This is a genomic window from Paraplanobispora takensis, from assembly GCF_016863195.1.
GTDB lineage: Bacteria > Actinomycetota > Actinomycetes > Streptosporangiales > Streptosporangiaceae > Planobispora > Planobispora takensis.
In genome coordinates this window covers 1-26,433 of record NZ_BOOK01000016.1, presented here as the reverse complement: position 1 = coordinate 26,433, position 26,433 = coordinate 1, and the positions used below count along the sequence as shown (strand labels likewise).

Annotated in this window: 22 protein-coding genes; 11 read left to right on the top strand and 11 right to left on the bottom strand. The window is 72.5% G+C overall.

The annotated features are described in order from the left end of the window. The first annotated feature begins 18 nt into the window (after nucleotides 1–18). The 3 genes from Pta02_RS11755 (at nucleotide 19) to Pta02_RS11745 (ending at nucleotide 2,421) form a co-directional block, all read left to right on the top strand. Complete coding sequence (locus Pta02_RS11755; RefSeq protein ID WP_203874799.1) at nucleotides 19–915, top strand: YndJ family protein; 897 nt, start codon at nucleotides 19–21, stop codon at nucleotides 913–915. A gap of 65 nt (nucleotides 916–980) precedes the next feature. Further along, the gene (locus tag Pta02_RS11750; RefSeq protein ID WP_203874798.1) at nucleotides 981–1,514 is read left to right on the top strand and encodes a DUF1990 domain-containing protein; all 534 of its coding nucleotides are present in this window, start codon (nucleotides 981–983) and stop codon (nucleotides 1,512–1,514) included. A gap of 88 nt (nucleotides 1,515–1,602) precedes the next feature. Then, nucleotides 1,603–2,421 (top strand): MerR family transcriptional regulator, encoded by an 819-nt coding sequence (locus tag Pta02_RS11745; protein WP_203874797.1) that lies wholly within the window; start codon nucleotides 1,603–1,605, stop codon nucleotides 2,419–2,421. Between the two features lie 31 nt (nucleotides 2,422–2,452). On the opposite strand, the gene Pta02_RS11740 is transcribed toward Pta02_RS11745, so the two are convergent. The 3 genes from Pta02_RS11740 to Pta02_RS11730 form a co-directional block, all read right to left on the bottom strand. Continuing rightward, nucleotides 2,453–3,355: an oxidoreductase gene (locus tag Pta02_RS11740; RefSeq protein ID WP_203874796.1), complete on the bottom strand. Its 903-nt coding sequence runs from the start codon at nucleotides 3,353–3,355 to the stop codon at nucleotides 2,453–2,455. Nucleotides 3,356–3,404: 49 nt separating this feature from the next. Then, nucleotides 3,405–4,412 (bottom strand): diacylglycerol/lipid kinase family protein, encoded by a 1,008-nt coding sequence (locus tag Pta02_RS11735; protein ID WP_203874795.1) that lies wholly within the window; start codon nucleotides 4,410–4,412, stop codon nucleotides 3,405–3,407. 73 nt (nucleotides 4,413–4,485) lie between these two features. Next, nucleotides 4,486–4,722, bottom strand: a complete 237-nt coding sequence (locus tag Pta02_RS11730; RefSeq protein WP_203874794.1) for a hypothetical protein — start codon at nucleotides 4,720–4,722, stop codon at nucleotides 4,486–4,488. Between the two features lie 154 nt (nucleotides 4,723–4,876). On the opposite strand from Pta02_RS11730, the gene Pta02_RS11725 reads away from it, so the two are divergent. From Pta02_RS11725 to Pta02_RS11715, 3 genes are all read left to right on the top strand, one after another. Then, nucleotides 4,877–6,415: an ATP-binding cassette domain-containing protein gene (locus Pta02_RS11725; RefSeq protein ID WP_203874793.1), complete on the top strand. Its 1,539-nt coding sequence runs from the start codon at nucleotides 4,877–4,879 to the stop codon at nucleotides 6,413–6,415. A gap of 61 nt (nucleotides 6,416–6,476) precedes the next feature. Next, the gene (locus Pta02_RS11720; protein WP_203874792.1) at nucleotides 6,477–8,858 is read left to right on the top strand and encodes an ABC transporter permease; all 2,382 of its coding nucleotides are present in this window, start codon (nucleotides 6,477–6,479) and stop codon (nucleotides 8,856–8,858) included. A 91-nt stretch (nucleotides 8,859–8,949) separates the two neighbouring features. Then, the gene (locus tag Pta02_RS11715) at nucleotides 8,950–10,890 is read left to right on the top strand and encodes a sensor histidine kinase (RefSeq protein ID WP_203874791.1); all 1,941 of its coding nucleotides are present in this window, start codon (nucleotides 8,950–8,952) and stop codon (nucleotides 10,888–10,890) included. A 127-nt stretch (nucleotides 10,891–11,017) separates the two neighbouring features. Here the strand turns inward: Pta02_RS11715 and Pta02_RS11710 are convergent, their stop codons facing one another. Next, nucleotides 11,018–11,377, bottom strand: a complete 360-nt coding sequence (locus tag Pta02_RS11710; protein WP_203874790.1) for a response regulator — start codon at nucleotides 11,375–11,377, stop codon at nucleotides 11,018–11,020. Nucleotides 11,378–11,445: 68 nt separating this feature from the next. Beyond that, nucleotides 11,446–12,117: a response regulator transcription factor gene (locus Pta02_RS11705; RefSeq protein ID WP_239130290.1), complete on the bottom strand. Its 672-nt coding sequence runs from the start codon at nucleotides 12,115–12,117 to the stop codon at nucleotides 11,446–11,448. A 186-nt stretch (nucleotides 12,118–12,303) separates the two neighbouring features. Here Pta02_RS11705 and Pta02_RS11700 point away from each other — a divergent pair, with 186 nt between their 5' ends. Further along, nucleotides 12,304–13,680: an MFS transporter gene (locus Pta02_RS11700; RefSeq protein WP_373872363.1), complete on the top strand. Its 1,377-nt coding sequence runs from the start codon at nucleotides 12,304–12,306 to the stop codon at nucleotides 13,678–13,680. A gap of 42 nt (nucleotides 13,681–13,722) precedes the next feature. On the opposite strand, the gene Pta02_RS11695 is transcribed toward Pta02_RS11700, so the two are convergent. Then, nucleotides 13,723–14,838: a 5-methyltetrahydropteroyltriglutamate--homocysteine S-methyltransferase gene (locus Pta02_RS11695; protein ID WP_239130287.1), complete on the bottom strand. Its 1,116-nt coding sequence runs from the start codon at nucleotides 14,836–14,838 to the stop codon at nucleotides 13,723–13,725. Between the two features lie 57 nt (nucleotides 14,839–14,895). Then, nucleotides 14,896–16,374: an acyl-CoA synthetase gene (locus Pta02_RS11690; protein ID WP_203874786.1), complete on the bottom strand. Its 1,479-nt coding sequence runs from the start codon at nucleotides 16,372–16,374 to the stop codon at nucleotides 14,896–14,898. A 574-nt stretch (nucleotides 16,375–16,948) separates the two neighbouring features. On the opposite strand from Pta02_RS11690, the gene Pta02_RS11685 reads away from it, so the two are divergent. Further along, nucleotides 16,949–17,512, top strand: a complete 564-nt coding sequence (locus Pta02_RS11685) for an alpha-amylase inhibitor (RefSeq protein ID WP_203874785.1) — start codon at nucleotides 16,949–16,951, stop codon at nucleotides 17,510–17,512. 127 nt (nucleotides 17,513–17,639) lie between these two features. On the opposite strand, the gene Pta02_RS11680 is transcribed toward Pta02_RS11685, so the two are convergent. From Pta02_RS11680 to Pta02_RS11670, 3 genes are all read right to left on the bottom strand, one after another. Continuing rightward, nucleotides 17,640–18,449, bottom strand: coding sequence for a hypothetical protein (locus Pta02_RS11680; RefSeq protein WP_203874784.1), 810 nt, complete (start codon nucleotides 18,447–18,449; stop codon nucleotides 17,640–17,642). 79 nt (nucleotides 18,450–18,528) lie between these two features. Next, nucleotides 18,529–19,155: a VC0807 family protein gene (locus Pta02_RS11675; RefSeq protein WP_203874783.1), complete on the bottom strand. Its 627-nt coding sequence runs from the start codon at nucleotides 19,153–19,155 to the stop codon at nucleotides 18,529–18,531. A gap of 79 nt (nucleotides 19,156–19,234) precedes the next feature. Further along, nucleotides 19,235–20,509, bottom strand: a complete 1,275-nt coding sequence (locus Pta02_RS11670) for an alpha/beta hydrolase family protein (protein ID WP_203874782.1) — start codon at nucleotides 20,507–20,509, stop codon at nucleotides 19,235–19,237. Nucleotides 20,510–20,600: 91 nt separating this feature from the next. On the opposite strand from Pta02_RS11670, the gene Pta02_RS11665 reads away from it, so the two are divergent. Next, entirely contained in the window at nucleotides 20,601–21,182 is a 582-nt protein-coding gene (locus tag Pta02_RS11665; protein ID WP_203874781.1) for a TetR/AcrR family transcriptional regulator, read from the top strand. 276 nt (nucleotides 21,183–21,458) lie between these two features. After that, nucleotides 21,459–21,830 carry a hypothetical protein gene (locus Pta02_RS11660; RefSeq protein WP_203874780.1) on the top strand — a complete coding sequence of 124 codons (372 nt, stop codon included), beginning with the start codon at nucleotides 21,459–21,461 and terminating at the stop codon, nucleotides 21,828–21,830. Between the two features lie 260 nt (nucleotides 21,831–22,090). On the opposite strand, the gene Pta02_RS11655 is transcribed toward Pta02_RS11660, so the two are convergent. Next, nucleotides 22,091–22,477, bottom strand: a complete 387-nt coding sequence (locus Pta02_RS11655; protein WP_203874779.1) for a hypothetical protein — start codon at nucleotides 22,475–22,477, stop codon at nucleotides 22,091–22,093. A gap of 190 nt (nucleotides 22,478–22,667) precedes the next feature. On the opposite strand from Pta02_RS11655, the gene Pta02_RS11650 reads away from it, so the two are divergent. Beyond that, on the top strand, nucleotides 22,668–26,433 hold a 3,766-nt coding region (locus Pta02_RS11650; protein ID WP_203874778.1), incomplete at its 3' end, for an nSTAND1 domain-containing NTPase.

Below are 26,433 nucleotides of genomic sequence, written 5' to 3'. Positions count from 1 at the left end.
CAAAAATTGGAGGGCGCCATGCGTCCCCTGCTCGACGCGGTTCTGACGATCGGGATGCTCGTGGTGGTCCCGGCCGGTCTGCGCCTGCTCCGCGTTCCGCCTTGGCTGCCGCCGGTGTGGTGGGCCGGCGCGCTGCCGGGCGCGGCCTCCCTGTGGCTGGAGCGCGGTCCCTTGGCGGCCGCCGCGGCCTCGGTCTACGCGCTCGCCACCGTGTGCCTCGCCGTACAGGCCCCGATCCGTCTGCGGACCCGCCACGCCTCCCTCCCCGTCCCCGTCTCCGGCCCCGGCTCCGCGGGCCCGTCCCGCTCCCCCGCCCCGCACGCTCCGGCGCGGCGCCTGCCCGCCCCCGTGGAGGTCGCCGTCCTCACCGCGATGGTCACCCCCGCCGTCGGCGCCGTCGCCCTGGTCGCCGAGCGCGCGGGACACCCGTTGTGGGGCTTCTCGCTGAAGATCCTGGCGCTCACCGTCGCCCACTTCCACTTCGCCGGCTTCGCCGCCGCGCTCGTCGCGGGGCTGACCTGCCGCGCCGCCGGGGACGGGCCGCTCTCGCGCGCGGCGGCGCTCAGCGTGCCCGGCGGGACGCTGCTGGTGCTCGGCGGCTACTTCGCGGGCGACTGGGCCGAGCTGGCCGGTGCGGCGGTGCTCACCACGGGTATGTGGCTGGTGAGCCTGCTGACGATGGCCGAGGTGCGGCGGGGCGGCCACGACCGGCTGAACGCCGTCCTGCTCACCGTGGCGTCCGCGGTCCTGGTGATCTCGATGCTGCTGGCCATGAGCTGGGCGCTGGGCCAGGCGGCCGGCCTGCCCCATCCGCCGCTGAACTGGATGATCGCCACCCACGGCCTGGCCAACGCCCTCGGGTTCGCCCTGTGCGCGATCGCCGCCCGGCTCAGGCTCCGCCCCGAGCCGCTGTGACCGGATCCGGGGAACCGCGGCCGGGGACCGGCCCCGCACTCCCCCCTTCACCGACGAGGAGCACGATGGACCTCCTGCAGCGCTATCACGACGCCGCCTTCAGCTATCCCGACGTCGGCCTCACCCATCCGGACACCGAGGAGTTCCGGACCGGCGTCGTCCCGCCCGGCTACCGGCGGTTGCGCCACCGGCGGCTCATCGGCCGCGGGGAGAGCCTGGAGCGTGCCGCCGGGACACTGCTGACGTGGCGGGCGCACGCCGCATGCGGCCTGCGCCCCGTCGCCTCCGCGCCCAGGGCGGCCGAGGGGGTGACCGTGGTCTCGCGCATGGGCCTGGGACCGCTGCGGATCGCCGCGCCCTGCCGGGTGGTGTGGGCGCTGGAGGAGGAGGACCGCGCCGGGTTCGGCTACGGCACCCTGTCCGGGCATCCGGAGAGCGGGGAGGAGGGCTTCCTGCTGGAGCGCGACTCCGGCGGGCGGGTGTGGTTCACCGTCCACGCCTACAGCCGTCCCGGCCGGTGGTACACCCGGATCGCGGGTCCCGCCCCGGTGCTCCTGCAGCACGCCTTCGCCCGCCTGTACGCCAGGGCCCTGCGCTGAGGCCGATCCTGCGGCAGGATCGGCCGTGAAGCCGTCCCCCGGCGGCGTTGACCCTGACACCGTGTGAGGCCCTACCTCTGAAGGCACCATGTTCAGCATCGGAGACTTCGCCCAGCTCGGCCGCGTGTCGATCCGGATGCTGCGTCACTATGACGCGCTCGGGTTGCTCCGGCCGGCCCACGTCGACCCGGCCAGCGGCTACCGGTTCTACCAGGCCGCCCAGCTCGCGCGGCTCAACCGCATCATCGCTCTGAAGGACCTCGGCTTCACCCTGCGGCAGGTGGCCTCGATCCTCGACGAGAGGGTGAGCGCCGAGGAGTTGCACGGCATGGTACGGCTGCGCCGCGCGGAGCTGGAGGAGCGGATCGCGGCCGACGCCGCACGGCTGCTCCGGGTCGAGGCGAGGCTCCGGACGATCGAGAGGGAAGGGCGCATGAGCACGGAAGAGGTCATGGTCAAGCGTGTCGCCCCGGTCCGCGTCGCGGAGCTCACCGCGGTCGCGGCCAGCTACGACGGCGAGGACATCGGCCCGGTCATCCAACCGCTCTACCCGGAGCTGTGCGCGCGGCTGGAGCGCGCCGGGATCGAGATCACCGGTCCGGGCGTCGCCTGCTACGAGCCCGGCGACGACGGCAAGGTCGTCGTGCACGCCGGCATGCAGGTCGCCGCGGCGCCCGGGGAGGGGCTCGACGTCGAGATCGTGGACCTGCCCGCGATAGAGACGGCCGCCACGATCGTCCACCGCGGCCCGATGGAGGAGGTCGGCCCGACCTTCCAGGTCCTGGCCCACTGGATCGAGGAGAACGGCTATCGCCCGGTCGGCCTGGCCCGCGAGGTCTATCTCGACTGCCCCGAGAACCCGCGGGACTGGGTCACCGAGCTGCAGATGACGGTCACGAAGCTCTGAGCGGGCCGACCGTGCTAGCGAGCTGAGCGCGTCACACCGGATAGACGACCCCGGTCAGGCGCTCGGACTCCTCCCACAGGCGGACCTGGACGGCGGCGTCGTGGGAACGGGCGTTGGAGCGGACCCGGCCCGGGTGGCCGCGCATCCCGCCCAGGCCGGACGGGCCGTAGTAGGAGCCGCCCTCGGCCCGCGGGTCGGTGGCCGCCCGCAGGGTCGCCAGGGCGCCCATCTCGGGGCGCTGGAGCACGAGCCTGCCCGCGGTGTCGTTGAGGAAGCGCAGCACCCCGGGCAGGTGGCGGGCCAGCTCGGTCGGGGCCACCCCGGGGTGGGCGGCCAGCGCGGCCGTCTGCGCCCCGGCGGCGGACAGGCGGCGCTGGAGCTCGTAGGTGAACAGCAGGTTGGCCAGCTTCGAGCGGCCGTAGGCGGCGACCCGGTCGTAGGACCGCTCGGAGTGCAGGTCGTCGAAGTCGATGCGGCCCCGGTGGTGGGCCATGCTGGCGACGGTGACGACCCGGGAGCCCGGCACCGGCAGCAGCAGGTCGAGCAGCAGCCCGGTGAAGGCGAAGTGGCCCAGGTGGTTGGTGCCGAACTGCAGCTCGAAGCCGTCCGCGGTGCGGGTCAGGGGCGGCACCATCACCCCGGCGTTGTTGATCAGCAGGTCGAGGCGGTCATGGCGGTCGCGCAGCTCCTGCGCCGCCTGCCGTACCGAGTCGAGTGAGGCCAGGTCGAGCCGGAGCACCTCGACCGGGTAGCCGATGAGATCGGCCGCGCGCTCGGCCCTGGCCGTGTCGCGGCAGGCGATGACCACCGTGGCGCCCCTGGCGGCGAGCACCCGGGCGGTCTCCAGGCCGATGCCGGAGTTGGCACCGGTGACCACCGCGATCCTCCCCTTCTGCTCGGGGACGTCGTCCTCGCTCCAGCGGTCCGTGCCCATGGCGTCCACCACTTCCCGGGTCAGGCGAAGCTTGTGGAGATCACCCTACTCACCGGTTCTTTCCGGCGGGCACCCCGTCGGCGGACCGGTCGCCGGCACGCCTGCCGTTCGCCGCGGTCTCTCCCTCCGCCGCCGGTTCCCCCTCGCGCCCGGAGGCGACCGGCTCGGGGGCGCGCAGGATGAGGCCGCCGGGGACGACCTCGGCGGTCAGCTTGCTGACGGTGCCCTTCGCGCCGCCGTCCAGCTCGTAGGACATGGGCCTGCCCAGCTTGACGGTGACCTTCCTGGCGCGGGTCATCCGCACGAACGGCGAGGAGTCGGAGCGGCTCACGCTCATCCGGCCGAGCGTGCGGGCCCACTGGATGGGACCGCTGGCCGTGGTGACGCCGACCTCCAGCCAGCCGTCGTCGGGGCGGGCGTCGTCGAAGGCCTCGATGCCGCCGGTGATCGTGCCGACGTTGCCGAACAGCACGCAGCTGGCCTCGCCTTCGAACCAGGGTGTCCCGTCGACCTTGATCTTCGTCGTGACGAGCTCGCCGCGGACGTGCCGCAGCCCGGTCCAGAAGTAGGCCGCCCGGCCCATCCGGTCCTTCAGCCCCCGGTCCGCGTCCTTGATCATCTCCGCGTCGAACCCGATCCCGGCCATCACCGCGAAGTGCTCGCCGTTGACCCTGCCGAGGTCGAGCCTGCGGTCCTCGCCGTGGAAGGCGATCCGCACGGCCTCCGGCAGGTCCTCGGGGATGCCGAGGTTCCTGGCGAACATGTTGGCCGTACCGGCGGGGATGATCCCCACCGGCGTCCCCGAGCCCGCCAGCACGTCCACGCACCGCTGCACCATGCCGTCCCCGCCCCACACCAGGACCAGGTCGGCACCCTCCTTGAGCGCCTTCCTCACCTGCTTGGGCGCCTTCTTGCTCTTGGGGACCTCGTACCAGAGCAGGTCCTCGACGCCCTGGTCGGCCACGAGCCTGCGCAGCTCGTCCAGGCCGCCGCCGAGCGACTTCTTCCGGTGGGCGACGACCGCGACCGTGCCGACCTTCCCTCGCCCCTTCTTCATGGTGACCTCCCGCAGCGTCCGTCCCGAGGTAACCGACCGCTGCCCCGGCCGGCAAGATCCAAACGCCGGGAGGTCACCCGCGCACCGGGCCGGACGGGAACGCCCTGCCGGACGGGAGCGCCGGACCAGAGCGGATCCGGTTGGCGAACCGGAAGGCGTCGGCGTCGCGCATCTCCTCCAGATCGCCGAGCACGTCGGGCGGCGGGGAGTCATAGTGGGAGATTCCTGCGGCGGACATCGTCCGGGTGTAACCCTTCACCGCTTCGGACGGAATCCAGGACAGGGACGTCGCACGGGATTCGATACGCATCGCGGCCTCCTTTCCGGCTCGGTTCGCCTCGACGGTAGGCCGCGGCCCGGCCGGCTCGAAGGGCGCTGCCCATCGGATCAGGGGGTGCCAGCACCCCTCGCCCGTAGGGCCTGACCCTCTTGGCCGGGTATGTCGGAGGGAGGACATTCAGACCGTGGAACGCATCACGGTGCTGCTCGCGGACGACAACCTGGTCGTCCGCGAAGGGGTGCGCGCGCTGCTGTCCAGGGACCCGGCCCTGGACGTGGTCGGCGTGGCGGCCGGCTACGACGAGCTGGTCTCCCGGGCCGTGGAGCTGCACCCGCAGGTCCTGGTCACCGACATCCGGATGCCGTCCACCTTCCAGGACGAGGGCATCGCCGCCGCCCGCGGCGAGCCGCCGGAGGCGGTCAACACGGCGATCGAGCGGCTCTTCCCCGGCCTGGCCAGGGACGCCGGCGTGGGCCGGCAGAGCGCGCTGCGCCGGCTGCGCATGCTGCACACCGCGATCCTGCGGCGCGAGGAGCACGGGGAGAAGCTGTCCCGGCTGCTGCCCAGCGGCGTGGCCGAACGGCTCCGCAGCGGCCTGGGCGAGCACACCGAGCGGCCGGTCGTCACCGTGCTCATGTCGGACGTGCGCGGCTACTCGGCCGTCGCCGAACGCACCGACCCGGCCGTGCTGGCCGGTCAGCTCAACGCGCACCGGCGGGCCATGAACGCGGCCATCCTCGGCTGCGGCGGCACGGTCATGCAGTACGTCGGGGACGCGGTGATGGCCGTGTTCGGCGCCCCCGCCCCGCTGGAGGACCACGGCCCGCGCGCCGTACGGGCCGCCGCCGGCATGCACCTGCGCCAGCGCGAGCTGAACCGGGAGTGGGCGGCGCGGGGCGGGCGGCCGGGGACGCCCCGCCGTGGGAACCGCTCGGCTCCCGTCTCGTCAAGGGCCGCACCACCCCCGTCACCGCCTACTACCTTCCGGAGACCCCCGATGACCACCGAACCGACCCGGCCGGACCTGATGACGGCTGAGCCGGCCGAGCCCGGCCCCACGGTCCGCGTCCGCGGCGTCCGGCGCACCTTCACCGCCGAACTGGCGCCGGTGCGCGCGCTGCGCGGGCTCGACCTGGAGGTGGCCGCGGGCGAGTTCATCGCGGTGACCGGTCCCTCCGGCTGCGGCAAGTCGACGCTGCTCAACGTCATCGCCGGGCTGGACCGGGTGGACGAGGGCGAGGTCGAGGTGGCCGGGGAGCGGGTGGACGGCCGGGACGAGGACTGGCTTGCCCGCTTCCGCCGCCACCACATCGGCTTCGTGTTCCAGTTCTTCAACCTGCTGGACGGGGTCTCCGCACTGGACAACCTGGTCATGCCGGGCGTGCTGGGCGGGATGCGCCGCCGGGCCGCCGAGTCCAGGGCCCGTGACCTGCTGGACCTGCTCGGCCTGGGCGACCGCGTCAACCAGGTGCCCGCGGTGCTGTCCGGGGGCCAGCGCCAGCGGCTCGCCATCGCCCGCGCCCTGGTCAACCGGCCGACACTGCTGCTGGCCGACGAGCCCACCGGCGCCCTGGACAGCGAGGGCGGCCTGGAGGTGCTGGAGCTGTTCCGGCGGCTGCACGACGACGGGCAGACCATCGTCATGGTCACCCACTCGGCCGAGGTGGCCTCGGGGGCCTCCCGCATCCTGCGGATGCGCGACGGCAGGATCGACACCCCGTGATCCCCGCGCGCCCCGGTCCCCGATCCGGCCGCGCGTCACCGACCCGCGGAGGAGCGAGGAGATGACCGCGATCTGGCTCCGTCTCGAACTGCGCCGCCGCCGGCGCTCGCTGGTCGTGCTCGCCCTGCTGGTCGCCCTGGCCACCACCACCGTGCTCGCGGCGGTCGCGGGGGCCCGCCGCGGGGCGACCTCGATGGACCGGCTGCTCGCCGAGACCCTGCCGGGCGACGCCGTGGTGCTGCCCAACCAGCCGGGCTTCGACTGGGATCGTGTCCGCGCCCTGCCGACGGTGGAGGCGGTGGCCACGTTCGCGCTGTCGGGTTTCTACATAGAGGGCATCCCCGGCGGGTCGGTGACCGACTGGCTGCCGGCCATCGCCGACGACCAGAGCTGGTACAGCATCGAGAAGCCGCTGGTGCTCCAGGGCCGCCTGCCCGGCGTGGACCGCGCCGACGAGCTGGCCGCCTCACCCCGCTTCCTGCAGCGGTGGGGCCTGGAGGTGGGCGACACGGTGACGGTCCTGATGCCCGGCCCGCAACAGTCGGACGACCCCATGCAGAACCCGGCGACCGTCCGGCCCGCCGGACCCCGGTTCCCGGCTGTGATCACCGGGGTCGTCCGGTCCCCGTGGTTCTCCGACCAGGTGGGCGGTGAGGGCTTCGTCCTCGGCTCGTACGGCATGTTCGCCAAGTATCGCGCCAACATCATGGGGTCCGAGGAGAGCGTGAACGTCAACGCGCTGGTCCGGCTGCACGACGGCACGGACGGCATCCCGGCGTTCAAGCGGGAGCTCGCCCGGGCGACCGGCCGCAACGACATCGACGTATGGGACATGGACCGGGAGCTGGAGCACGTCGACCAGGTGCTGGGCTTCGAGGCGCTGTCGCTGCTGGCGTTCGCGCTGGCCGCGCTGGCGGCGGCGATGATCCTGATCGGCCAGTCGATCGCCCGCTACTGCGCCGCCGCGGTCGCCGAGCTGCGGGTGCTGCGCGCGGCCGGGCTCACCCCCCGGCAGGCTGTGACGACCGCGGCGACGGCCCCGGTCATCGCCGCGGCCGCGGGCGCCGGGCTGGGCCTGGCGGGCGCGTTCGCGGCCTCGAACTGGATGCCGATCGGCATGGCCGCCCTCGGCGAACCCCATCCGGGCCCGGACGCCGACTGGCCGGTGCTGGCGTCCGGGTGGCTCGTGGTGGTCGCCCTGGCCGTCCTGGCCGCCGTGGGCTCGGCCTGGATCGCCCTGCGCGGCTCGCGTCCGGCGGCGCGGCCGTCGGCGGTGGCGTCGGCGGCGACCCGGGCCGGCCTGCCGGTGCCGGTCGTGGTCGGCGCCCGCTTCGCCCTGGAACGCGGGCACGGTGCCGTCCCGGTCCGCCCCGCCCTGCTCGGCGCGGTCGTCGGCGTGCTGGGCGTGCTGGCCGCCCTCACCTTCTCCGCCGGCGTCTCCGACGCCGGGCGCAACCCGGCCCGTTACGGCCAGACCCACCAGGTCAACGCCTACCTGGGGTTCGGCGGCCGGGGTGTCGACGCGGACCGGGTGCTGCCCCGGATCGCCGGTGACCGGGACGTCGTCGGGGTCAACGACGGCCGCAGCGCGGTGGCGCAGTCCGGGAGGACCGCGGTCGGCATGTACTCCTACGCCCCGGTGGGGCGGTCGATCCGCACGGTCCTCACCGAGGGCCGGATGCCGGCCGCCGACCACGAGGTACTGCTCGCGGTGAGCACGGCCCGCCTGCTGGGGGCCGAGGTCGGCGGCACGGTGCCGCTCACCGGCCAGGACGGCAGAGCCCGCGTGTTCACCGTCACCGGGATCGGCTTCGTGCCGATCGGCTCGCACAACGACTACGACGAGGGCGCGTACGTGACCGCCCGGGCGTGGGAGGGCCTGTTCGACACCTTCAAATTCCACATGGCGCAGGTCGCGCTGCGGCCGGGCGCCGATCCCGAGGCGGTGACCGCGCGGTTCCGGGCGGAGGCCGCGCGGCTCGGGCTCCCGATCGCGTTCGAGGCGGTGCGACCTCCGAAGGAACTCGCCGAGGCCCGGGAGATGGAGGTGCTGCCGGTGCTGCTGGCCGGGTTCCTGACGTCACTGGCCGTCGGCGCGGTCGGCCACGCCCTGGCCACCGCCGTACGGCGCCGCCGCCGTGAACTGGCCGTCATGCGCGCCCTGGGCCTGACCCGCCGCCAGGCCCGCCGGATCGTCGTCGTCCAGGCCACCCTCATCGCCCTGACCGGCCTGATCTTCGGCGTCCCGCTCGGCCTGGCCCTCGGCCGCACCCTGTGGCGGACCGTCGCCGACAACGCGCCGCTGTTCTACCAGCCGCCGGTGGCCTTCTGGGCGCTGCTGCTGGTGGGTCCGGCCGCGATCGCGACGGCCAACCTGCTCGCCGCCTGGCCCGGCCGCACGGCGGCCCGGCTCAGGGTCGGCGACGTGCTGAGAACGGAGTGATGAGCCGTGAGTTCGCGGACCGGCCGCACGACGGAGGCGGAGTGATGGGCACCGTGAATCCGGGGACCGGCCGCACGGCGGGGGCGGAGTGATGAGCGCCGCCTCGGCGGTGGCCGCCGTGCTGGCCGTGGCCTGGGCGGTCGTCGCGCTGGTCCTGGCGCCGCGGCCCGGTGACCGTGCCCCGGCGCGAGGTGCGGGGCTGCTCGCGGCGGCCCAGGCGACCACGGCGGTGTGGACCGCCGCGGTCCCGGTGGCGATCGGGGGCTGGTTCTGCCTGGCGCTCGCGCTGCCCGACGGACGGCTGGGCACGCCGTGGCGGCGGCTGACGGCGGGTACGGCGCTGCTGGGCGGCGCCGTCTGGACGGCGCTGTCGCTGCGGGACGGCGACTCCGGCTCGGGGCTCCGGTTCGGCCTGGCGTTCGCGGGCTGCGCGGCCGTGGCCGGCCTGGCGGTGGCGCTGCGCTGCACGCGCGCCTCCGCCCGGGAGCGCGCGGCGCTGCAGTGGACCGCGGCCTGCGCGCTGCTGGCGGGCGCGGCCACCGCGGTCGTGCTCGCCCTGAAGGTGCTGATGGGCCTGCCCGCCGACCCGCTGCCGTGGGTGCTGGGGACGCTGACGCTGATCCCGGCGGGAGTGCTGCTGGGCCGTCTTCCGGCCACCGCGCGGGCCGGGGATCGGGCGCTCACCGAGGCGGTCGTGATCTCCGGGTTCACCGTCATGGTCGCCGCGGTGTACCTGGTGACGGTGATCGGGCTGGGCCGCGTCCCGGACGCCGGCGAGCGGGACGTGCTGCTGGCCGGCATGGCCGCCGCGGGGGTGGTGGCGGTGCTCGCGCTGCCGTTCCGGGCCCGGATGACCGCCACCGCGCAGTCCCTGATCGGGCGGACCGAGGTGCCGCCCGAGGAGCTGCTGGCCACCTTCGGCGCCCGGATGAGCCGCGCCGTGCCGTTCGACGAGCTGCTGCTCCAGCTCGCGGAGTCGCTGCGGGCGACGCTGGGGCAGGCCGGAGCCGAGGTGTGGGTGGGCGCCGGCGGCGTCCTGACCCGCACGGTGAGCGTGCCGGACCGGCCCCAGCAGCGGCTGGAGCTCGACGAGCGGGAGCGGGTGGTGGTGGGCAGGACCCGGGTGGCCGGTGCCGGCTGGCTGGCGGTCTGGCTGCCCGCGCTGCCGGTGGAGCACCCGCAGCAGGCGCCGGTCAGGGTGGCGCCGGTGTCCCATCTGGGCGAGCTGCTGGGGCTGATCGTGGTGCGCAGGCCCGGTGACGGCCTGCCGTACACCGAGGAGGACGACCGGGTCCTGGTCGAGCTGGCCCGCCAGGTCGGGCTGGCGCTGCACAACATGCGGCTGGACTCGGCGCTCCAGGAGTCCCTGGAGGAGCTGCGGCGGCGCAACGAGGAGCTCCAGGCCTCCCGGCTGCGGATCGTGACCGCGGCCGACGCGGCCCGCCGCTCCATCGAGCGGGACCTGCACGACGGCGCCCAGCAGCACCTGGTGGCGCTGTCGGTGAAGCTGGGACTGGCCGCCGAGCTGGCCGGGGAGGACCCGGACCTGGTCAAGCCTCTCCTCGCGGAGCTGCGGGAGGACGTGCAGCAGACCATCACCGCGGTACGGGAGCTGGCCCACGGCGTCTACCCGCCGCTGCTGCGCAACCACGGCCTCGGTCAGGCGCTGAACTCGGCGGCCAGGCGTTCGCCGCTGCCGTGCGCGGTCGAGGTGGACCTGCCGGACCGGTACTCCGAGGAGATCGAGGCCGCGGTGTACTTCTGCTGCCTGGAGGCCATGCAGAACGCGGGCAAGTACGCCGGCGACGGCGCCGCCGTCACCGTGGAGGTGTCGGCCGGGGACTCCGCGCTGCGCTTCGAGGTGGCCGACGACGGCGCCGGGTTCACCGTGCGGGAGCACGGGCACGGGTTCGTCAACATGCGGGACCGGCTGGGGGCCGTCGGCGGCGGGCTCACCGTGGAGTCGGGCCCCGGCTCCGGCACCCGGGTCCGCGGGGAGATCCCCTTGACCGGGCCGGTACGGCGGGCGTGAGAACGATCCGGGCGGCAGTCCCGAACGGCGGGAGCAGGTTCGCGCGGCCGGGACGGCGTTCCGGGCCGGAGCGGTTCACGCGGCCGGGGCGACGCTCCGGCCCGAGCGGATTCGCGGAGCCCGGGTCCTATGCGGCGGGGAGCAGTTCGCGCAGCCGGGACGGCGTCAGGTGGTCCTTGCGGATGTATCCGGCGGCGCCGCAGGTGCGCGCCTCCGGCGGTAGGTCCTCGGCCGCGTAGGTGGACACCAGCACGACCGCGATCCCGGGATGCGCGTCCACGATCCTCCTGGTCGCCTCGATGCCGTTGATGCCGGGCAGGTTGATGTCCATCAGGACCATCTCCGGCCGGACCTCGGCGACCCGGGCGACCGCCTCCTCCCCCGACACCGCCTCACCGGCGACGTTCCAGCCCGCGACCAGGCCCACCAGCATCCTGGCCGCCGCGCGGAACGGGCCCTGGTCATCGACGATGAGCACCTCGACCACGCCCTCAGGGTCTCCCGGCGGCCGCCGGCCCGCCAGGGGTGTTATCCCTATTCCTCCCCTGCCGTCCCCTACTGCGCCCGCTGTTCCGACAGATACAGCAGGACCGCCAGGACGCGGCGGTTCACCTCGGGGGCGGCCTCCAGGCCGAGCTTGGCGAACAGCACGTTGATGTGCTTCTCCACCGACTTCTCGCTGAGGAACAGCGTCCGGCCGACGGCGGCGTTGCTCTTGCCCTGCGCGATCTGGGTCAGCACCTCCAGCTCGCGCTGGGTGAGCGCGGTCAGCGGCGAGGACCTGCGCCGCAGCGAGTCGGCCAGGATGGCGTCCACCACGACCGGGTCGATCACCGAGCCGCCCCTGGCCACCGCCAGCACCGCCTCCACCAGCTGGCCGGGCTCCCCCACCCGCTCCTTGAGCAGGTAGGCCCGGCCTGCGCTGCCCTCGGCGAGCAGCGGCGCGGCGTAGGCGGGCTCGGCGTACTGGGACAGGACCACCACGCCGGTGCGCGGATGGCTGCGCCGCAACCGGGTCGCCGCCTGGATGCCCTCGTCCGTCGAGGTGGGCGGCATCCGCACGTCCGTCACCACGACGTCCGGATCGTGCTCGTCCACCGCTCCCGTCAGCTGGGGCAGGTCGGCGCACTCGGCGACCACGTCGATGTCGGGGTGGCGGGAGAGCACCCGCTGCACCCCCTCGCGGACCAGGAGGGAGTCTTCGGCGATGACGACCCGGACAGTCACCCGGGAAGCGTAACCGCTCGGTGACGCTCGCGCACCGTCACCCAGTGGTGAACCTTCTGCACCGTCCGGCCCGCCTCGCCCGCGGCCGCCCCGATCCCCCTCCCCGTTCTCCGGATGGCGATGCCTGACATTAGGCATTGCATTGACGGCAGTCACAGATTTGTTTAACTTCTGGGCAACGTTGTGATGTGCGCCGTACGTGTGGCCGCCCGGCATCGGCCACCTGACAGACAGGGCCCCGCCATGTCAGACACTCACGCACCCCGGCCGCCGGCCACCCAGCTCAGGCGCGCCGTACTGTCCAGCTATCTCGGCAGCCTGATCGAGTTCTACGACTTCCTGCTGTACGCCACCGCGGCGGCGACCTTCTTCCGCCAGATCTTCTTCTCCAACCTCGATCCGCGCGTGGGGACCGTGGCCGCGCTGGGCACCTTCACCACGGGCTATCTGGCCAGGCCGATCGGCGGCGTCCTGTTCGGGCACTTCGGCGACCGGCTGGGCCGCAAGCGGATGCTGGTGATCACCATGACCATGATGGGCGTGGCCAGCACGCTCATCGGCCTGCTGCCGACCCACGCCCAGGTCGGTCTCCTGGCGCCGGTCCTCCTGGTGCTCCTGAGGATCGTGCAGGGCATCGCGATCGGCGGCGAGTGGGGCGGCGCGGTGCTGATCTCGGCCGAGCACGCCACCTCGCGGCGCGGCCTGTGGGCCGGGTTCACCAACGCCGGGGCGCCCAGTGGGATGGTGGTCTCCTCCCTGGTCCTGGCCCTGATGGCCGCGCTCACCACCGAGCAGCAGTTCCTGGCCTGGGGCTGGCGGGTGCCCTTCCTGCTCAGCATCCTGCTGCTGGCGCTGGGCCTGTTCGTGCGACTGAAGGTCGAGGAGACCCCGGTGTTCGCCCGCGCCCGGCAGAGCGGGGTCGAGCGCATGCCGGTGGTGGAGGTGTTCCGCCGCCAGCCCGGCAACCTCGCGCTCGCGGTCGGCGTGGGCTTCGCGGCATTCGTCACGCAGGCCACCATCACCACCTTCGTCATCTCGTACGCGGTCGAGGAGGCGGGGTTCGCCCGGCCGACGGTGCTGAACGCCCTCACCCTGTCCTCCGCCCTGGCGGTGGTCGCCATCCTGGCCTTCGCCGCCCTGTCCGACCGCGTCGGCCGGCGCCCGGTGGTGCTCGGCGGCGCGGTCGCCATGGCCGGGCTGAGCTTCGTGCTCTTCCCCCTGATCGGCACCGGGTCGGCCGCCCTGCTCACGGTCGCGGTCGTGCTCGGCCAGTCGCTCGCGCACCCGGCCATGTACGGCCCGCTGGCCGCGCTGTACGCCGAGATGTTCGCCACCAGGACCCGCTACACCGGCGCCTCGCTCGGCTATCAGATCGCGGCCACCGGGGCCGGGTTCGCGCCGCTCGTCTTCGCCGCGATCCTGGAGTCGGGCGGCTCGACCGTGCTCATCTCCGCGGTGATGGCCGCGTGCTGCCTGGTGACGGTGGTCTCCGTCCTCGTGACGCGGGAGAGCCACCGGGCCGATCTCAGTGAGGACCCGGCGGCGGCGCGGACGGCCTCCTGACGGCGGGAGACCGCCCGCCGGCGGCTGCGGGCGGTCTCCCGGTCAGCCCCAGACCTCCCGGGCGGTCTCGGCGATGAGGGCAAGCTTGGCGAACTGCTCCTCCGCGCTGAGCGCGTTGCCCTCCACCGTGGAGGAGAAGCCGCACTGCGGCGACAGGCACAGCCGGTCGCCGTCGACGAACTTGGCCGCCTCCTCGATGCGGCGCTTGAGGGCGTCCTTGGACTCCAGCGCGCCGCTCTTGGTGGTGACCAGGCCGAGCACCACCGTCTTGCCGGGCGGGACGAAGCGCAGCGGCTCGAACCCGCCGGACCGCTCGTCGTCGTACTCCAGGAAGAAGCCGTCCACGGCCAGCTCGCCGAAGAGCGCCTCGGCGACGAAGTCGTAGCCGCCCGCCGCGGCCCAGGAGGACCGGAAGTTGCCCCGGCACATGTGGGTGGTGACCGTCATGCCCTCCGGCTTGGCGGCCAGCGCGGCGTTGATCTGCTTGATGTAACGCAGGTGCAGGTGCTCGGCGTCGTCACCGCGCGCGGCCATCTCGGCCCGCTGCGCGGGGTCGTTGAGGTAGGCCAGGCTGGTGTCGTCGAACTGCAGGTAGGTGCAGCCCAGCTCGCCGATCCGGCGGACCTGCTCGGCGTAGGCGGCGCTGAGGTCGGACCAGAACTCCTCGATGTCGGGATAGACGCCGGGGTCGATCGAGGCGGGGCCGCCGCGGTAGTGGACCATGCTGGGCGAGGGGACGGTCAGCTTGGGAGTGGCGGTGGTGACCGTGTCACGCAGGAAGGCGAAGTCGTCGGCGAAGATCGTCTCGTCGAGCCGGATCCGGTCGCGGACCCGCAGCGCGGCGGAGGTGAACTCGATCCGCCCCTGCGCGCCGGCGAACTTCACGGTGATGCGCTCGCCGGGGTCGGGGGCGACGCCGCCCAGCCGGTAGATGAAGTCCATGTGCCAGGACGCGCGGCGGAACTCGCCGTCGGTGGCCGACCGCAGGCCGATCTCCTCCTGCCTGCGCACCACCTCGCGGATCGCCTCGTCCTCGATCTCGCGCAGCCGCCCGGCGGAGATGTTCCCGGCGGCGGCGTCGTCGCGGGCCCGCAGCAGCCGCTCCGGGCGCAGCAGGCTGCCGACGTGATCGGCGCGGAAGGGGGGTCGGGTACGCATCTGCATCACTTCTCCCACGTTGGACGGCCGTGGTCCCGGCGGGCGCGCCGGGAGCGGTCACGGCGCTCCGTGCGACGTTCTGAGCTGTGCCTTCAGCACCTTGCCCGCGGCGTTCCTGGGCAACTGCGGGACGAATTCCACATATTTCGGGATTTTGAAGCGGGCCAGCCGGCCGTCCAGGTAGGCCAGCAGGTCGGCGCCCCCGCCCTTCGCGTCCGGCCGCAGGACGACCAGGGCCTTGCCCACCTCGCCCCACCGGTCGTCGGGGACGCCGATCACCGCGCACTCCGCCACATCGGGGTGCCCGTACAGCGCGCTCTCCACTTCGGCGGGATAGACGTTCTCCCCGCCTGAGATGATCATGTCGTTGATCCGGTCGGAGATGCGGACGTATCCGTCCTCGTCGGCGACGCCGATGTCGCCCGAACGGAACCAGCCGTCCTGCGACAGCACCTTCGCGGTCTCCTCCGGGCGGCGCCAATAACCCGGCGTCACGTTCGGCCCCCGCACGTGGACCTCCCCCGGCTCCCCCGGGGCCGCGGGCGCGCCGTCGGGCCCCACCAGCCGCACGTCGGAGAAGAAGCACGGCACGCCGGCCGTACCCGCTTTGGCGACGGAGTGCTCGGCCGCCAGGAACAGCGCCCCCGGCGACGTCTCGGTCATCCCGTACCCCTGCAGGAACGTCAGGCCGCGATCCTGGTAGGCCCGGATCAGCGGTTCGGGGACCGGCGCTCCCCCGCACAGCAGATAGCGCAGGCTGGACAGGTCCGCCTCCGGCCAGCGCGGCGACCGGGACAGGAAGGCGAACATCGCCGGGACGCCGAACATGACCGTGACCCGCTCGGCCTCGATCAGGTCGAAGGTCCGCTCCACGTCGAACGCCGGTTCCAGTACGGCCGTGCCGCCCTTGAGCACGGTGGGGACCAGCGTCTGGGCCAGCGCGGCGATGTGGAAGAGCGGGGCGCTGATCAGGGTGACCTCGTCGTGCGCCAGCGGGACGTCGACCAGCAGGTTGAAGGTGTTCCACGTCAGGTTGGCGTGGGTGAGCATCGCGCCCTTGGGGGTGCCCGTGGTGCCCGAGGTGTACATGATCAGGCACACCTCGTCCCGGTCCACGGGCTCGTCGATCGGCGCGGGGTCGCCCGCGGCCGTCAGCTCCCCGTGGTCCGCCGGACGGGCGGGCAGGCTCGCGGCGAGCTCGGCGTGCTCGGCGCCGGCCAGCAGTACGGCGGGCCCGGCGTCCCGCAGGATGCGGTCGAGCTCGGGAGCGGCCAGGCGGGTGTTGAGCGGCACGAAGATCGCGCCCAGCGTCCCGGCGGCGAAGAAGGTCTCCACCAGCGCCGGATGGTTCACCCCGAGGTAGGCGACGCGGTCGCCGCGCCGTACCCCCAGATCACGCAGGGCCGAGGCGAGCCTGTTCACCCTCGCGTGCAGTTCCCGGTAGGTCGCCCGGCCGCCGCCGTGGCTCAGCGCCACCCGGTCCGGTGTCATCCTCGCCCTGCGTGCCGGCCACGAGCCGAGCCCCTGATTGCGCATCGGCACTCCTCGACGGACGGATCATCCCGCCATCAAGTTAGGCCGATATCTCACCGCTGTCACCACTCTGCCGAACATTGGCCACCCGGATCCCCCTCCCCGCTCCTCCCGAATTCAATTCCACCTCGATTCGGAAATGCCGATGACCGCCGAATTGCGAGTGTCCGCAAAATGACAGTGTGAGTCTTCTCACAGATAAAGGTTCTGCTCGGGATTCGCGCGAAAAGGCACTTCAAGGACGCGCCCGCACTCCCTGCACTCCCATAGCGACGAACCGTCCCTTGCAAGCTTTCAGAAAGTTTCCACAATGACTTGCAAGAGGGCGGTGACCTCAGCAGAATCCAAGATCGCAAGGAGCTCCGCGCGTCCCGGGGACCCGTCACCGCAGCGACGGCGTCCCCGGGAGTCCCCGTCCGCCGCCGCCTCGGGAGGCCCGGCGGACACCGTTCCCGCAAGCCGATCGGGAGGCGTTCTCCGAAATCCCGAACGCCGCCAGGAGGCTTCCCCGTCGTTTCCGAAGAATCGCGCGGCCCGAATATCACCGGCCCGCGCCCGACCATTGATGGGACAGCAGATGAAATCACGCTTCACCATGGCGGCCGTCGCCGCCCTCGTCCTCACCGCCCTGCTGGGCACCGCCGGTCCCGCCGGTGCCCGCTCCGCCTCCGGCACACCCGCCCCCGCCTGCCTGGCCTACGGGCAGGACTGGCGCTACACCACCGCCACCAACGGCTGCACCGAGAGCCTGACCTTCAGGGTCGTCTACCGGGACGGCGAGCGGGGGACCTGCGTGTCCCTGGCGCCCGGCCGGACCTCCACCGTCGGCTCCGGATACGCCGGGCCGCACGGCCACGTCGACCACCTGGAACTGTGCGCCGACGACAGCACCGTGTTCGTCCACTACGACACCGGCTTCGGCAACGCGGTCACCATCCGCGGTGACGTGCCGCCGCTGAGCTGGCACTCCGGCCTGCCGTGCGTCAACAGGGCCGCCGACCTGTGGGAGTGCACGGTCACCGGCATCCCCGGCGGGCAGCGCTTCGCCTACAAGGTGCTGCTCAACGACCGCGTCTGGTCCACCGGAGCCGACTACACCGGCACCGGGGGCGGGGTCCACCACATCCAGCCCGCCTTCTGACGGCCGCCTTCTGCCGGCCGTCTTCCGCCGCGGGCACCGACGTCCGCGGCGGCCGTAGGCCGGGCAGGTACGGCGAGGGCCGGGCGGGGACCGTCGAGGTCCACCGCCCGGCCCCCTCCGCGACCGGCTAGCGCCGCTTCGCGATCGCGCTCATGGTCTTGGCGGCCGGAGGCGCCTTGACGCTCACCCGGCTGCCCCACCCGGTATAACGGGTCTCGACGCTGATCTTGTTCTTCTCCCACTCCGCCGCGTTGTCGCGGGCGGGCCACGGATAGAGGACGACCAGCCGCTCGGGGAGCCGGTCGGATCCCAGGGTGAGGGTGAAGTGCAGCACCTCGGACGCCTCCCCCCTCAGGCGTCCGTACTGTCCGCTGTTCCGCGCCCACGGGGAGACCTTGTCCAACGCACCGAAGGTGATCTTTCCGGAGTAGGTGCGCCCCGTCCGCTTCCCCTTCGTGATCAGGACCTTCAGCGTCGCCGGTTCGGCCGCGTTCACCTGCTGGCTGTACTCGCCGCTGAGTCCGGCGCTCATGCCATCGGGGTGCTTGAGCCAGGTCTTGCCCTTCGACGGCCGCCAGCGACCGCCGGAGTAGTAGCTGGTGGTGCCGATCTTGATCGTCCGTTCCGGCTTGTCCTCAGGCTGCGGGAGATAGCTGAACCACTCATCGGGAGTCGCCTCGTCGGTGCGCTTGGTGCTGACCTCGGAGGCGACGATCGTGCCCTTGCCGAACTGGAAGGAGCCGGTGCGCCGGAGGAAAGGCGTCTTCTTGTCCTGAAACTCGACGAGGGTGGTGACGTCGGTGAACTTCACCCCCTTGCCCGCGATCAACTGGCTCTTCAACGCCTTGACCGGATCCGCGGAAGCCGCCTGAGCAGGTGCCGCCGCCACGGAGGTGATGGCCACGGCCGCGACGGCGCCCGCGATCACTCGCTTCACAGTGATGTCCTTTCAGCCCGATGTGGGAAGGGAAATCCTGCCGCGCCTTGATCACGAACGCGTCACACGTGACCTGGTCTCACAGGGCGCCGGCCGGCCCCGCGGCGGAGCGGGCACGCAGGGCCGCCTGCTCACCGCGCTTGCCGTACCAGCCGCTCCACAGAGCCAGCAGCCCGATGGTCCCGATGAGGAGAAGGGACGACAGACCGGCCATGACGTCGGTCGGCAGCAGATAGACCAGCGGGACGCGCAGGGCCGACTCGGCCAGGAGAACCAGGGCCCACACCAGGGTCATCACCAGGTAGACGCGGCGGAACGCCGGTTCCGCCGCGTACAGGGCGTCCCAGCGCCGTGCCGTGTCCGCGTCCTCGGCGCCGAACCGCTTGGCCACGGCGAACGCCGCGGGACGGCCCAGCAGGCAGGTGCCGAGGAAGACCAGCCCGGCGATCGAGGTGGTGACGGACTTGACGGCCAGCAGGAACCTCTCGTCCCCGGTCAGGAAGGCCAGGCCGAGCCCCACACCGAACAGCAGGCCCATGAAGGCGGCGAAGCCGTCGAACCGGCGCTGCCTGAGTGCGACGTAGGCGACGCGGAGGAACCCGACGCCCGACGCCGCGAGCAGGGAGAGGTATTCGCTCACGCCCAGGGCGCGGCAGCCGTAGTAGGTGCCGATCACGGGAACGACGTCCCAGAGCACCACTGACATGATTCCGTCGTTGCCGGAGCGGTTCATTTCGTACTCCTGAGGATCGTGGATGAGGGAAGAGCGGAAAGGGCCGGCGGCGTCAAGAGGTCGCGAGGGCCGTGAAGGCCGGCGAGGCCCCCGAGTCTGCGGAGGCGGTGCAGGTCTCGCCGAAGGTCTCGTCCAGCCAGTCGCCGATGCGGGCCATCGCCAGCCGCTGGGCGCCCGACTGACAGTGGGCGCCGCCCCCCTCCCCGGCGGTGAACTCCAGGAAGGTCTTCGGGCAGGTGAGGTGGGCGTAGAGGGCCTCGGGCTGTCCGGCGAAGGCGAAGTCCTCGGCCGCCGAGCAGACCAGTGTGGGGCAGGCGATCCGCTCGGCGATGCCGTCGCGGAGGTGATAGTCGAGCAGCCTGGCCGCGTACTCCCGCGGTGACCGGGCCCCGGTCACCCAGGCGCCGTGGGTGAAGGCCCACCGCATGACGGGGTCGCCCGCCATGAGCTCCCGGAGGACCTCGTCGATCTCGGGCGCCGACTCGGCGCTCAGCGCGGCGCGTGCCGCGTCGCGGTCACCGCCGAAGTGACCGGCGACGGCCGCTCCCATGTCGTAGACGCCGTCGAAGGCGACGAGCGCCTTGATCCGGGGCTCGAAGGCCGCCGCCCGGGGTGCCAGCAACCCGCCCATGCTGGCGCCCAGCAGCGCCACCCGTTCCGGATCGATCCCCGGGATCGCGAGCAGGTGGTCGAGCACCGGGCCGATCACGTTCTCCCAGTCCGGCCGGAACGTCAGCCCCTGACCGTGTATCGCCCCCGGCTGCCCGGGGCCGTCGAAGGTCAGGACGTGATAGCCCCGCTCGGCCAGAGCCGCCGCGCCGAAGAAGTGCATCTCCTCGGCGCCGCCGTCGAAGCCGTTGTGCATCACGACCACCGGCCGCGGGGTACGGCCGTCGCCCGCGCTGTAGAAGTAGCCCGGCAGGACGGTGTCCCCGTACGGGATCGCCACCGGCTCGATGCGACTCTCCGACAGCTCGGCCGCCGTGCGGAAGCACCGCACGCCGCGCCGGTAGGCGTCGGTGACGCGCGGGTCGGACGGGTTCGCGTGCAGGAAGAACTCCGCCGAGCGGTAGTAGGTGCACGCCCGCAGGAACCCGTCCCGGGCGCTGACCCGGTGGCCGGCCGCCAGGCTGCGCTCGGCGTGGGCGGCGACCCGGTCGGCGGTGGCCCGCCACTCGTCGTGCCAGCTGTCGTAGTCGCCTTCGACGATCCGCTGCGCGGTCGCCATGACCTCGCCGAAGTCCGCGCCCCCATAGGCGATGTGGCCCAGGGAACGCAACGTCTCGTACCAGAAGGTGACATCCCTGTCGAAGATCAGTGCATCCATGCCCATCCCTTAATGCAAGTTTTCTTGCGTCAAGGAGAGAGTAGGGCGCCCCGGAAGTTAAAGCAATACTTTTTGCGTTAGTGTGTGGGCCGTGACAGCAGAACACCCCGCCCGCCGCCCCGGAGGCCGTACCGCCCGCGTCCGCGCGGCGGTGCACCAGGCCGTCATCGACCTGCTGCACGAGGAAGGCTGGGACGACCTGAACGTCGCACTGGTGGCCGAGCGGTCCGGCGTGCACCAGACGACGATCTACCGCCGCTGGGGCACTCTCGCGGGGTTGATCGACGATGTGGTCACCGAGCGGCTGACGCGCTCGTCACCGGTCCCCGACACCGGGACGCTCCGGGGCGATCTCGAGGCCTACGCGCTCCAGGTCGCCGACGACGTCTCCGGCCCCCTGGGCCCCGTCTTCGTGCGCGCCGCCATGATCGGCACGCGCGACGGAGAGGAGACGACGCCCCGCCAGATCTATCTCCTCGAACGGGCCGTGCAACTGCAGGCCATGCTCGACCGGGCCCGCGACCGCGGCGAGAATCCCCCCACCCTGCTGGAACTGATGGAGATCGTGCAGGCCCCGCTGTACTTCCACGCCATCTTCTTCGGCCGCCCGGCCGGCACCGATCACACGTTGACGCTGGTGGACAGGCTGCTCGCCCTCACCGGAAAGAGCTGACCCCGCCGCCACACGCCGGCACCCGGAGGCCGTCCCCGACCGCCTCCTGCTCCGCCCGAGGGCTCCAGGACATGCTCATGAGTTATGCGGGGTTGTTTGTGCATCAATCGCACCGAAGCCGCACAACCCCGCAAGAAGCTACAAAGGCTCATGCACGGGCCGTTACCAGGCGGCACTGGGAACTATCGCCCGATCCAGGCAGTCCCATGCCGGCGGAGTCCCGCCGTTCGGAAAACCTCTGAGAAATCAGAGATCAGAACGTTCAGGAGGAACCACATGAGCAGACCGTTGAAGAGGATGGCCGGCACCGCAGCCGCCCTCGCCCTGATATCAGGGGCAGGTGTGGCCGCGGCGTCGCCGGCGGCCGCCGCGTCGGCCAGGTGCGTCGTCGCCACCAACCACTGCGAAACGAATATCATCGCGGCTCCCCGGCACTTCATCGACTGGCATCTCGATTCCAGCGTCTCGGGGTACGGCTGCAGCTGGCGTGTTCTCGACGTCAACACCAGGGTAGTCGTCGGGTCAGGACGGATAGGGGCATTCCGGCACGCCAGCGGATCCATCCCCGGCCTCTTCGGCTACTACCGGCTGGAGCTGTTCAACTGCGGATCCTCAGCCTTCGGCTGGATCGACAACGAGCACCCTTAACCGGCACCGCGAGGATCCGCCCACGACGATTTTGAGATAGCGACGCCGTCAGGCCCTGAGACATGGAGCCACCGAATGCCTCGGGCGGGTCGGCGACGACATGCACCGCGATCAGAGAGGCCCGTCTGCGGGAACGCTTTCAGGCCGTGTGCCCTGCCTGGCCGACCCGGCGCGATTTCGATGAACGCTCTGAGTTCTATGGGCGGCCGGTACGGTGCCCTGCTGCCCGGCCGGGTGAACCGGGCAGCAGGCTTCTTCGATCAGCCGGACAGCTGCACGGTCATGCGGGGGCAGTTGTCGAGCCGGGCGACGTACCGGCTGTAGACGTTCTCGATCCTCAGGTCGGTGACCTTGCCCGACCCACGACGGATGACGTGACTGTTTTTCACGTCCACGATCTTCCACCTGATCTCGCTTTCGCTGCAGATGGGATTGTTGAGCGGTTTCGGGGATTCCCAGGTGCTGATCTCCAGGAAGTTACCGTTCGGATCGGCCGCGACCTCGCCTGTGGTGCAAGTGGTCCAGCCCCAAGGAACAGTGCACTCGCTGGAAGCTGCGGAGGCCGGACTCGCCGTGCCCACCGCCAGTAGAACAGCGGCGCTCACCATGGCGAGGCCGGTTGCGCAGAGCTTTCGTCCGATGCTCAAAAGAGCCCTCCCTGCAGAGGTGTGGTGGCCGTGTTACCTTCCGGGCAAGCGTGATCTTCCGCCCGACTTGCCCGTGTAGCGATATGTGTAGTGCTTGTCGGGTTGTGCGGTTTCGGGGTAGCCAGTGCACAATCAACACCGCACAACTGCACAGCCGCGCGAGTCGCCTTGGTAGCCCCGGAGGTGGGAGATGCCGCGTCCCGAGCGTCCGGTCGATCCGGAGGCTGGGATCATCCAGCGATTCGCATGGGAGCTGCGCGAACTGCGGCGGCAGGCCGGCAATCCGGGCTATCGGGAGCTGTCACGGCGGGCCCACTACGCGCCGACCACGTTGGCCCAGGCGGCACGCGGAGAGACGCTGCCCAGCCTGGCGGTGGTGCTGGCCTATGTCCGGGCCTGCGACGGGGATGCCGGGCACTGGGAGAAGCGCTGGCGATGCGTGGCCGAGGAGGCCGGCGCCGCCGCACCGGCCGGCGACCGCCGCGACGACCGGGCGCCGTATGTCGGCCTGGCGGCCTACCAACCCGAGGACGCCGCCCGCTTCCACGGCCGGGAGGGCCTGATCGACGACCTGATGGAGCGCTTGAGCCGGCGACGCCTGCTGGCGGTGTGCGGCGCCTCCGGAACGGGCAAGTCATCGCTGCTGCGTGCGGGTCTGCTGCCCCGCGCGTGCGCGCGGGGGTGGCGCCCGGTGCTGATGACCCCGGGTGCGCACCCGCTGCTGGCGTGCGCGCAGGGCCTGGCCGAGGCGAGCGGCGCCTCGGCGGACGAGCTCCATGCCGCGCTGCGAGATGATCCGGCGGGGCTCGCAGCGGTGCCCGGGCTGCTGCTGATCGTGGATCAGTTCGAGGAGGTCTTCACCCTCTGCCGGGACCGGCGGGAGCGGGCGGCCTTCATCGCGGCGCTGCCCGCCTTGGCCGACGGGGCCGGCGCGGGGCGTGTCGTTCTGGGGGTGCGGGCCGACTTCTACGCCCACTGCACCGACCATCCCGAACTGGCCGCGGCGCTGACCGGTGCCCAGGTGCCGGTCGGGCCGATGACCACCGAGGAACTCCGGCAGGCCGTCACCCGGCCCGCCCAGGAGGCCGGCTGCGTCGTCGAGGGTTCCCTGCTGGCTGCGATCATGGCCGATTCGACCGGTCAGATCGGTGCACTGCCGCTCATCTCGCACGCGTTGGCCGAGACCTGGCGCCGCCGCCGCGGCAACACCCTGACCCTGGCCGGTTATCAGGCGGCGGGCGGCATCCACGGCGCCCTGGCCAAGACCGCCGAGACGGTGTACGCCGCCCTCACCCCGGCCCAGCAGGCCCGCGCCCGCGAGGTGTTCGTACGGCTGACCGCATTCGGCGAGGGCACGGGCGACACCGGCCGCCCGATCTCCCCCGCCGAGCTGGACCCCCTCGACGCCGACATCCGTACCGTCCTGGACCACTTCACCCGGGTCCGCCTGATCACGCTCGGCGCGGACACGGTGCAGATCGCACACGAGGCGCTGATCAGAGCCTGGCCCCGGTTGCATCAGTGGCTGACCACCGACCGGGAGGACTTGTGCGTGCATCGCGAGCTCACCCAGGCGGCCCAGGCGTGGACGGAGCTCGGGCGCGATCCCGGGGCGCTGTACCGGGGCGCCCGGCTGGTGATCGCCCGAGAATGGGTGAATCGCCGGGAGGCCGACGGCCAGCGCGGTCAGGGCGCCGGTGCGCGTCGCAGCGTGCTCAACACGCTGGAACGGGCCTTTTTGGACGCCTCCATCGCGCAGGAGGACACCGAGCACACCAAGGCGGTGCGCCGCAGACGCCAGCTGCGCGTGCTCGCCGTCGGATTGGCGCTGCTGCTGGTCGTCTCCACGGCCACGGGAGTGTTCGCGACCGTGAAGTGGCGCGAGGCCACCCAGGCACACCGGGTGGCGCTGTCGCGCCAGCTCGCCACGCAGGCGCTGTACTTGGCCGACTCCCAGCCCGATGCGGCCATGCCGCTCGCGGTCGAGGCACACGCCCTGGCGCCGACCGCCGAGGCCCGCAGCGCCCTGCTCAGCATGACGCCGCACCTGGCGCGCCGTGGCACGCTCACCGGCCACGCGGGCGCGGTCTCCCAGGTGCTGATCACTCCCGACGGCCGCACTCTCATCAGTGCCGGCCGCGACAGGAGCGTGCGGCTGTGGGACGTCCGCAGCGGCACCCTGCTGGCCCGCCTGATGGGCCACGACACCTGGCTGAAGGCCGCGGCGCTCAGCCCGGACGGGCGCACCCTGGCCACCGGCGGCGAGGACGGTGTCCTGGTGCTGTGGGATGTGCCCGGCCGTGCCCGCATCGCCGCGCTGCCCGGGCACGACCGGCAGATCCGGGAGATCGCCTTCAGCTCGGACGGCCGCACCCTGGCCACCGCCGGCGACGATCACAACGTGGTGGTGTGGGATGCGGACCGGCGCGTGCGGTTGCGTACCCTCACCGGTCACCGGGCCGCGGTGCGCGGAGTGGCCTTCAGCCCGGACGGCCGCACCCTGGCCACCGCCGGCGACGACCGGGCCGTGCTGTTGTGGGACCTGGCCCGGCAGGTCCCACCGGTGCCGCTGGGCGAACACCCCGAGACGGCCGCCGCCGTGGCCTTCAGCCCGGACGGCCGGCTCCTGGCCAGTGCCGGCGGGCAGGCCAGCGTCCAGCTGTGGGATGTGGCGCGGCGCACCCGGCTGGCCCGGCTCGGCCCCGGCTCCGGCGGGGGCGGGGGCGGGGGCGGGGGCGGGCAGATCATCGCACTCGCCTTCAGCCCGGACGGACGCACCCTGGCCGGCTCCGGACACGACCCGGCGGTGCTGCTGTGGGACGTGGCACATCGGACGCTGCGGGGCCGGCTCCTCGGTCACCAGGCCAGCGTCTACACGATCGCCTTCGATCCGTCCTCGCCCACGCTGGCCAGTGCCGGTGAGGACGGCACGATCCTGCTGTGGGACCTGACCCAGGCGAGCCTGGCGGGCCACGCCACCGCGGTCGCCGATATCGCCTTCAGCCCGGACGGCCGCACCCTGGCCAGCGCGAGCGGCCGGCGCACCATGCTGTGGCACAGCGCCGACCGCACCTTGGCGGCCGTCTATGACGATCCCTCACCGCAGGTCAACGCCCTGGCGTTCAGCCCGGACGGGCGCACGCTCGCCACCGCCGGCGGCACCGTCGGACTGCCCTCCGTGATCGCCGGCAGCGCGGTGACCCTGTGGCGCGACGGACGCGTCGCCGCCCGGCTCGACGGCCACACCGGCCCGGTGCTCGATGCCGCCTTCAGCCCGGACGGCCGGCTGCTGGCCACCGGCGGCGTCGACCACACCGTCATCTTGTGGGATGCCGCCCGCGGTACACGCCTGGCCACGCTCACCGGCCACAGCCTGGCCGTCAACGGACTGGCCTTCAGCCCGGACGGCCGCATCCTGGCCAGCGCGGGGCACGACCCCGCCGTCATGCTGTGGGATGTGGCCACACGCAAACCGCTGGCCGCTCCGCTGGCAGGCCATAACGGCTGGGTGCGCACCGTCGCCTTCAGCCCGGACGGCCGCACGCTCGCCACCGCCGGCGCCGACCGCACCGTCATGCTGTGGGATGTGGCTCGGCGCACCCGGCTGGCCACCTTGTCCGACCACGCCGACGCCATCACCACCGGGGTGGCCTTCAGCCCGGACGGACGCACCCTCGCCTTCACCAGCGGCGACCACACCGTCACCCTGTGGGACCTGCGGGGCCGGCGGCTCCTGGCCCGCCTGAGCGGCCACACTCAGCCGGTACAGGCCATCGCCTTCAGTCCGGACGGCCGCACGCTGGCCGGTGCCGGCGCCGACCAGGCCGTCATCCTGTGGCAGACCGACCCTCGGCGCTCGGCCGAGCACATCTGCGGCATGCTCATCCGCAGTCTGGCCGAGGCGCAGTGGCGACAGCACGTCCCCGAACGGCCGTATCCGCACACATGCCCCACGA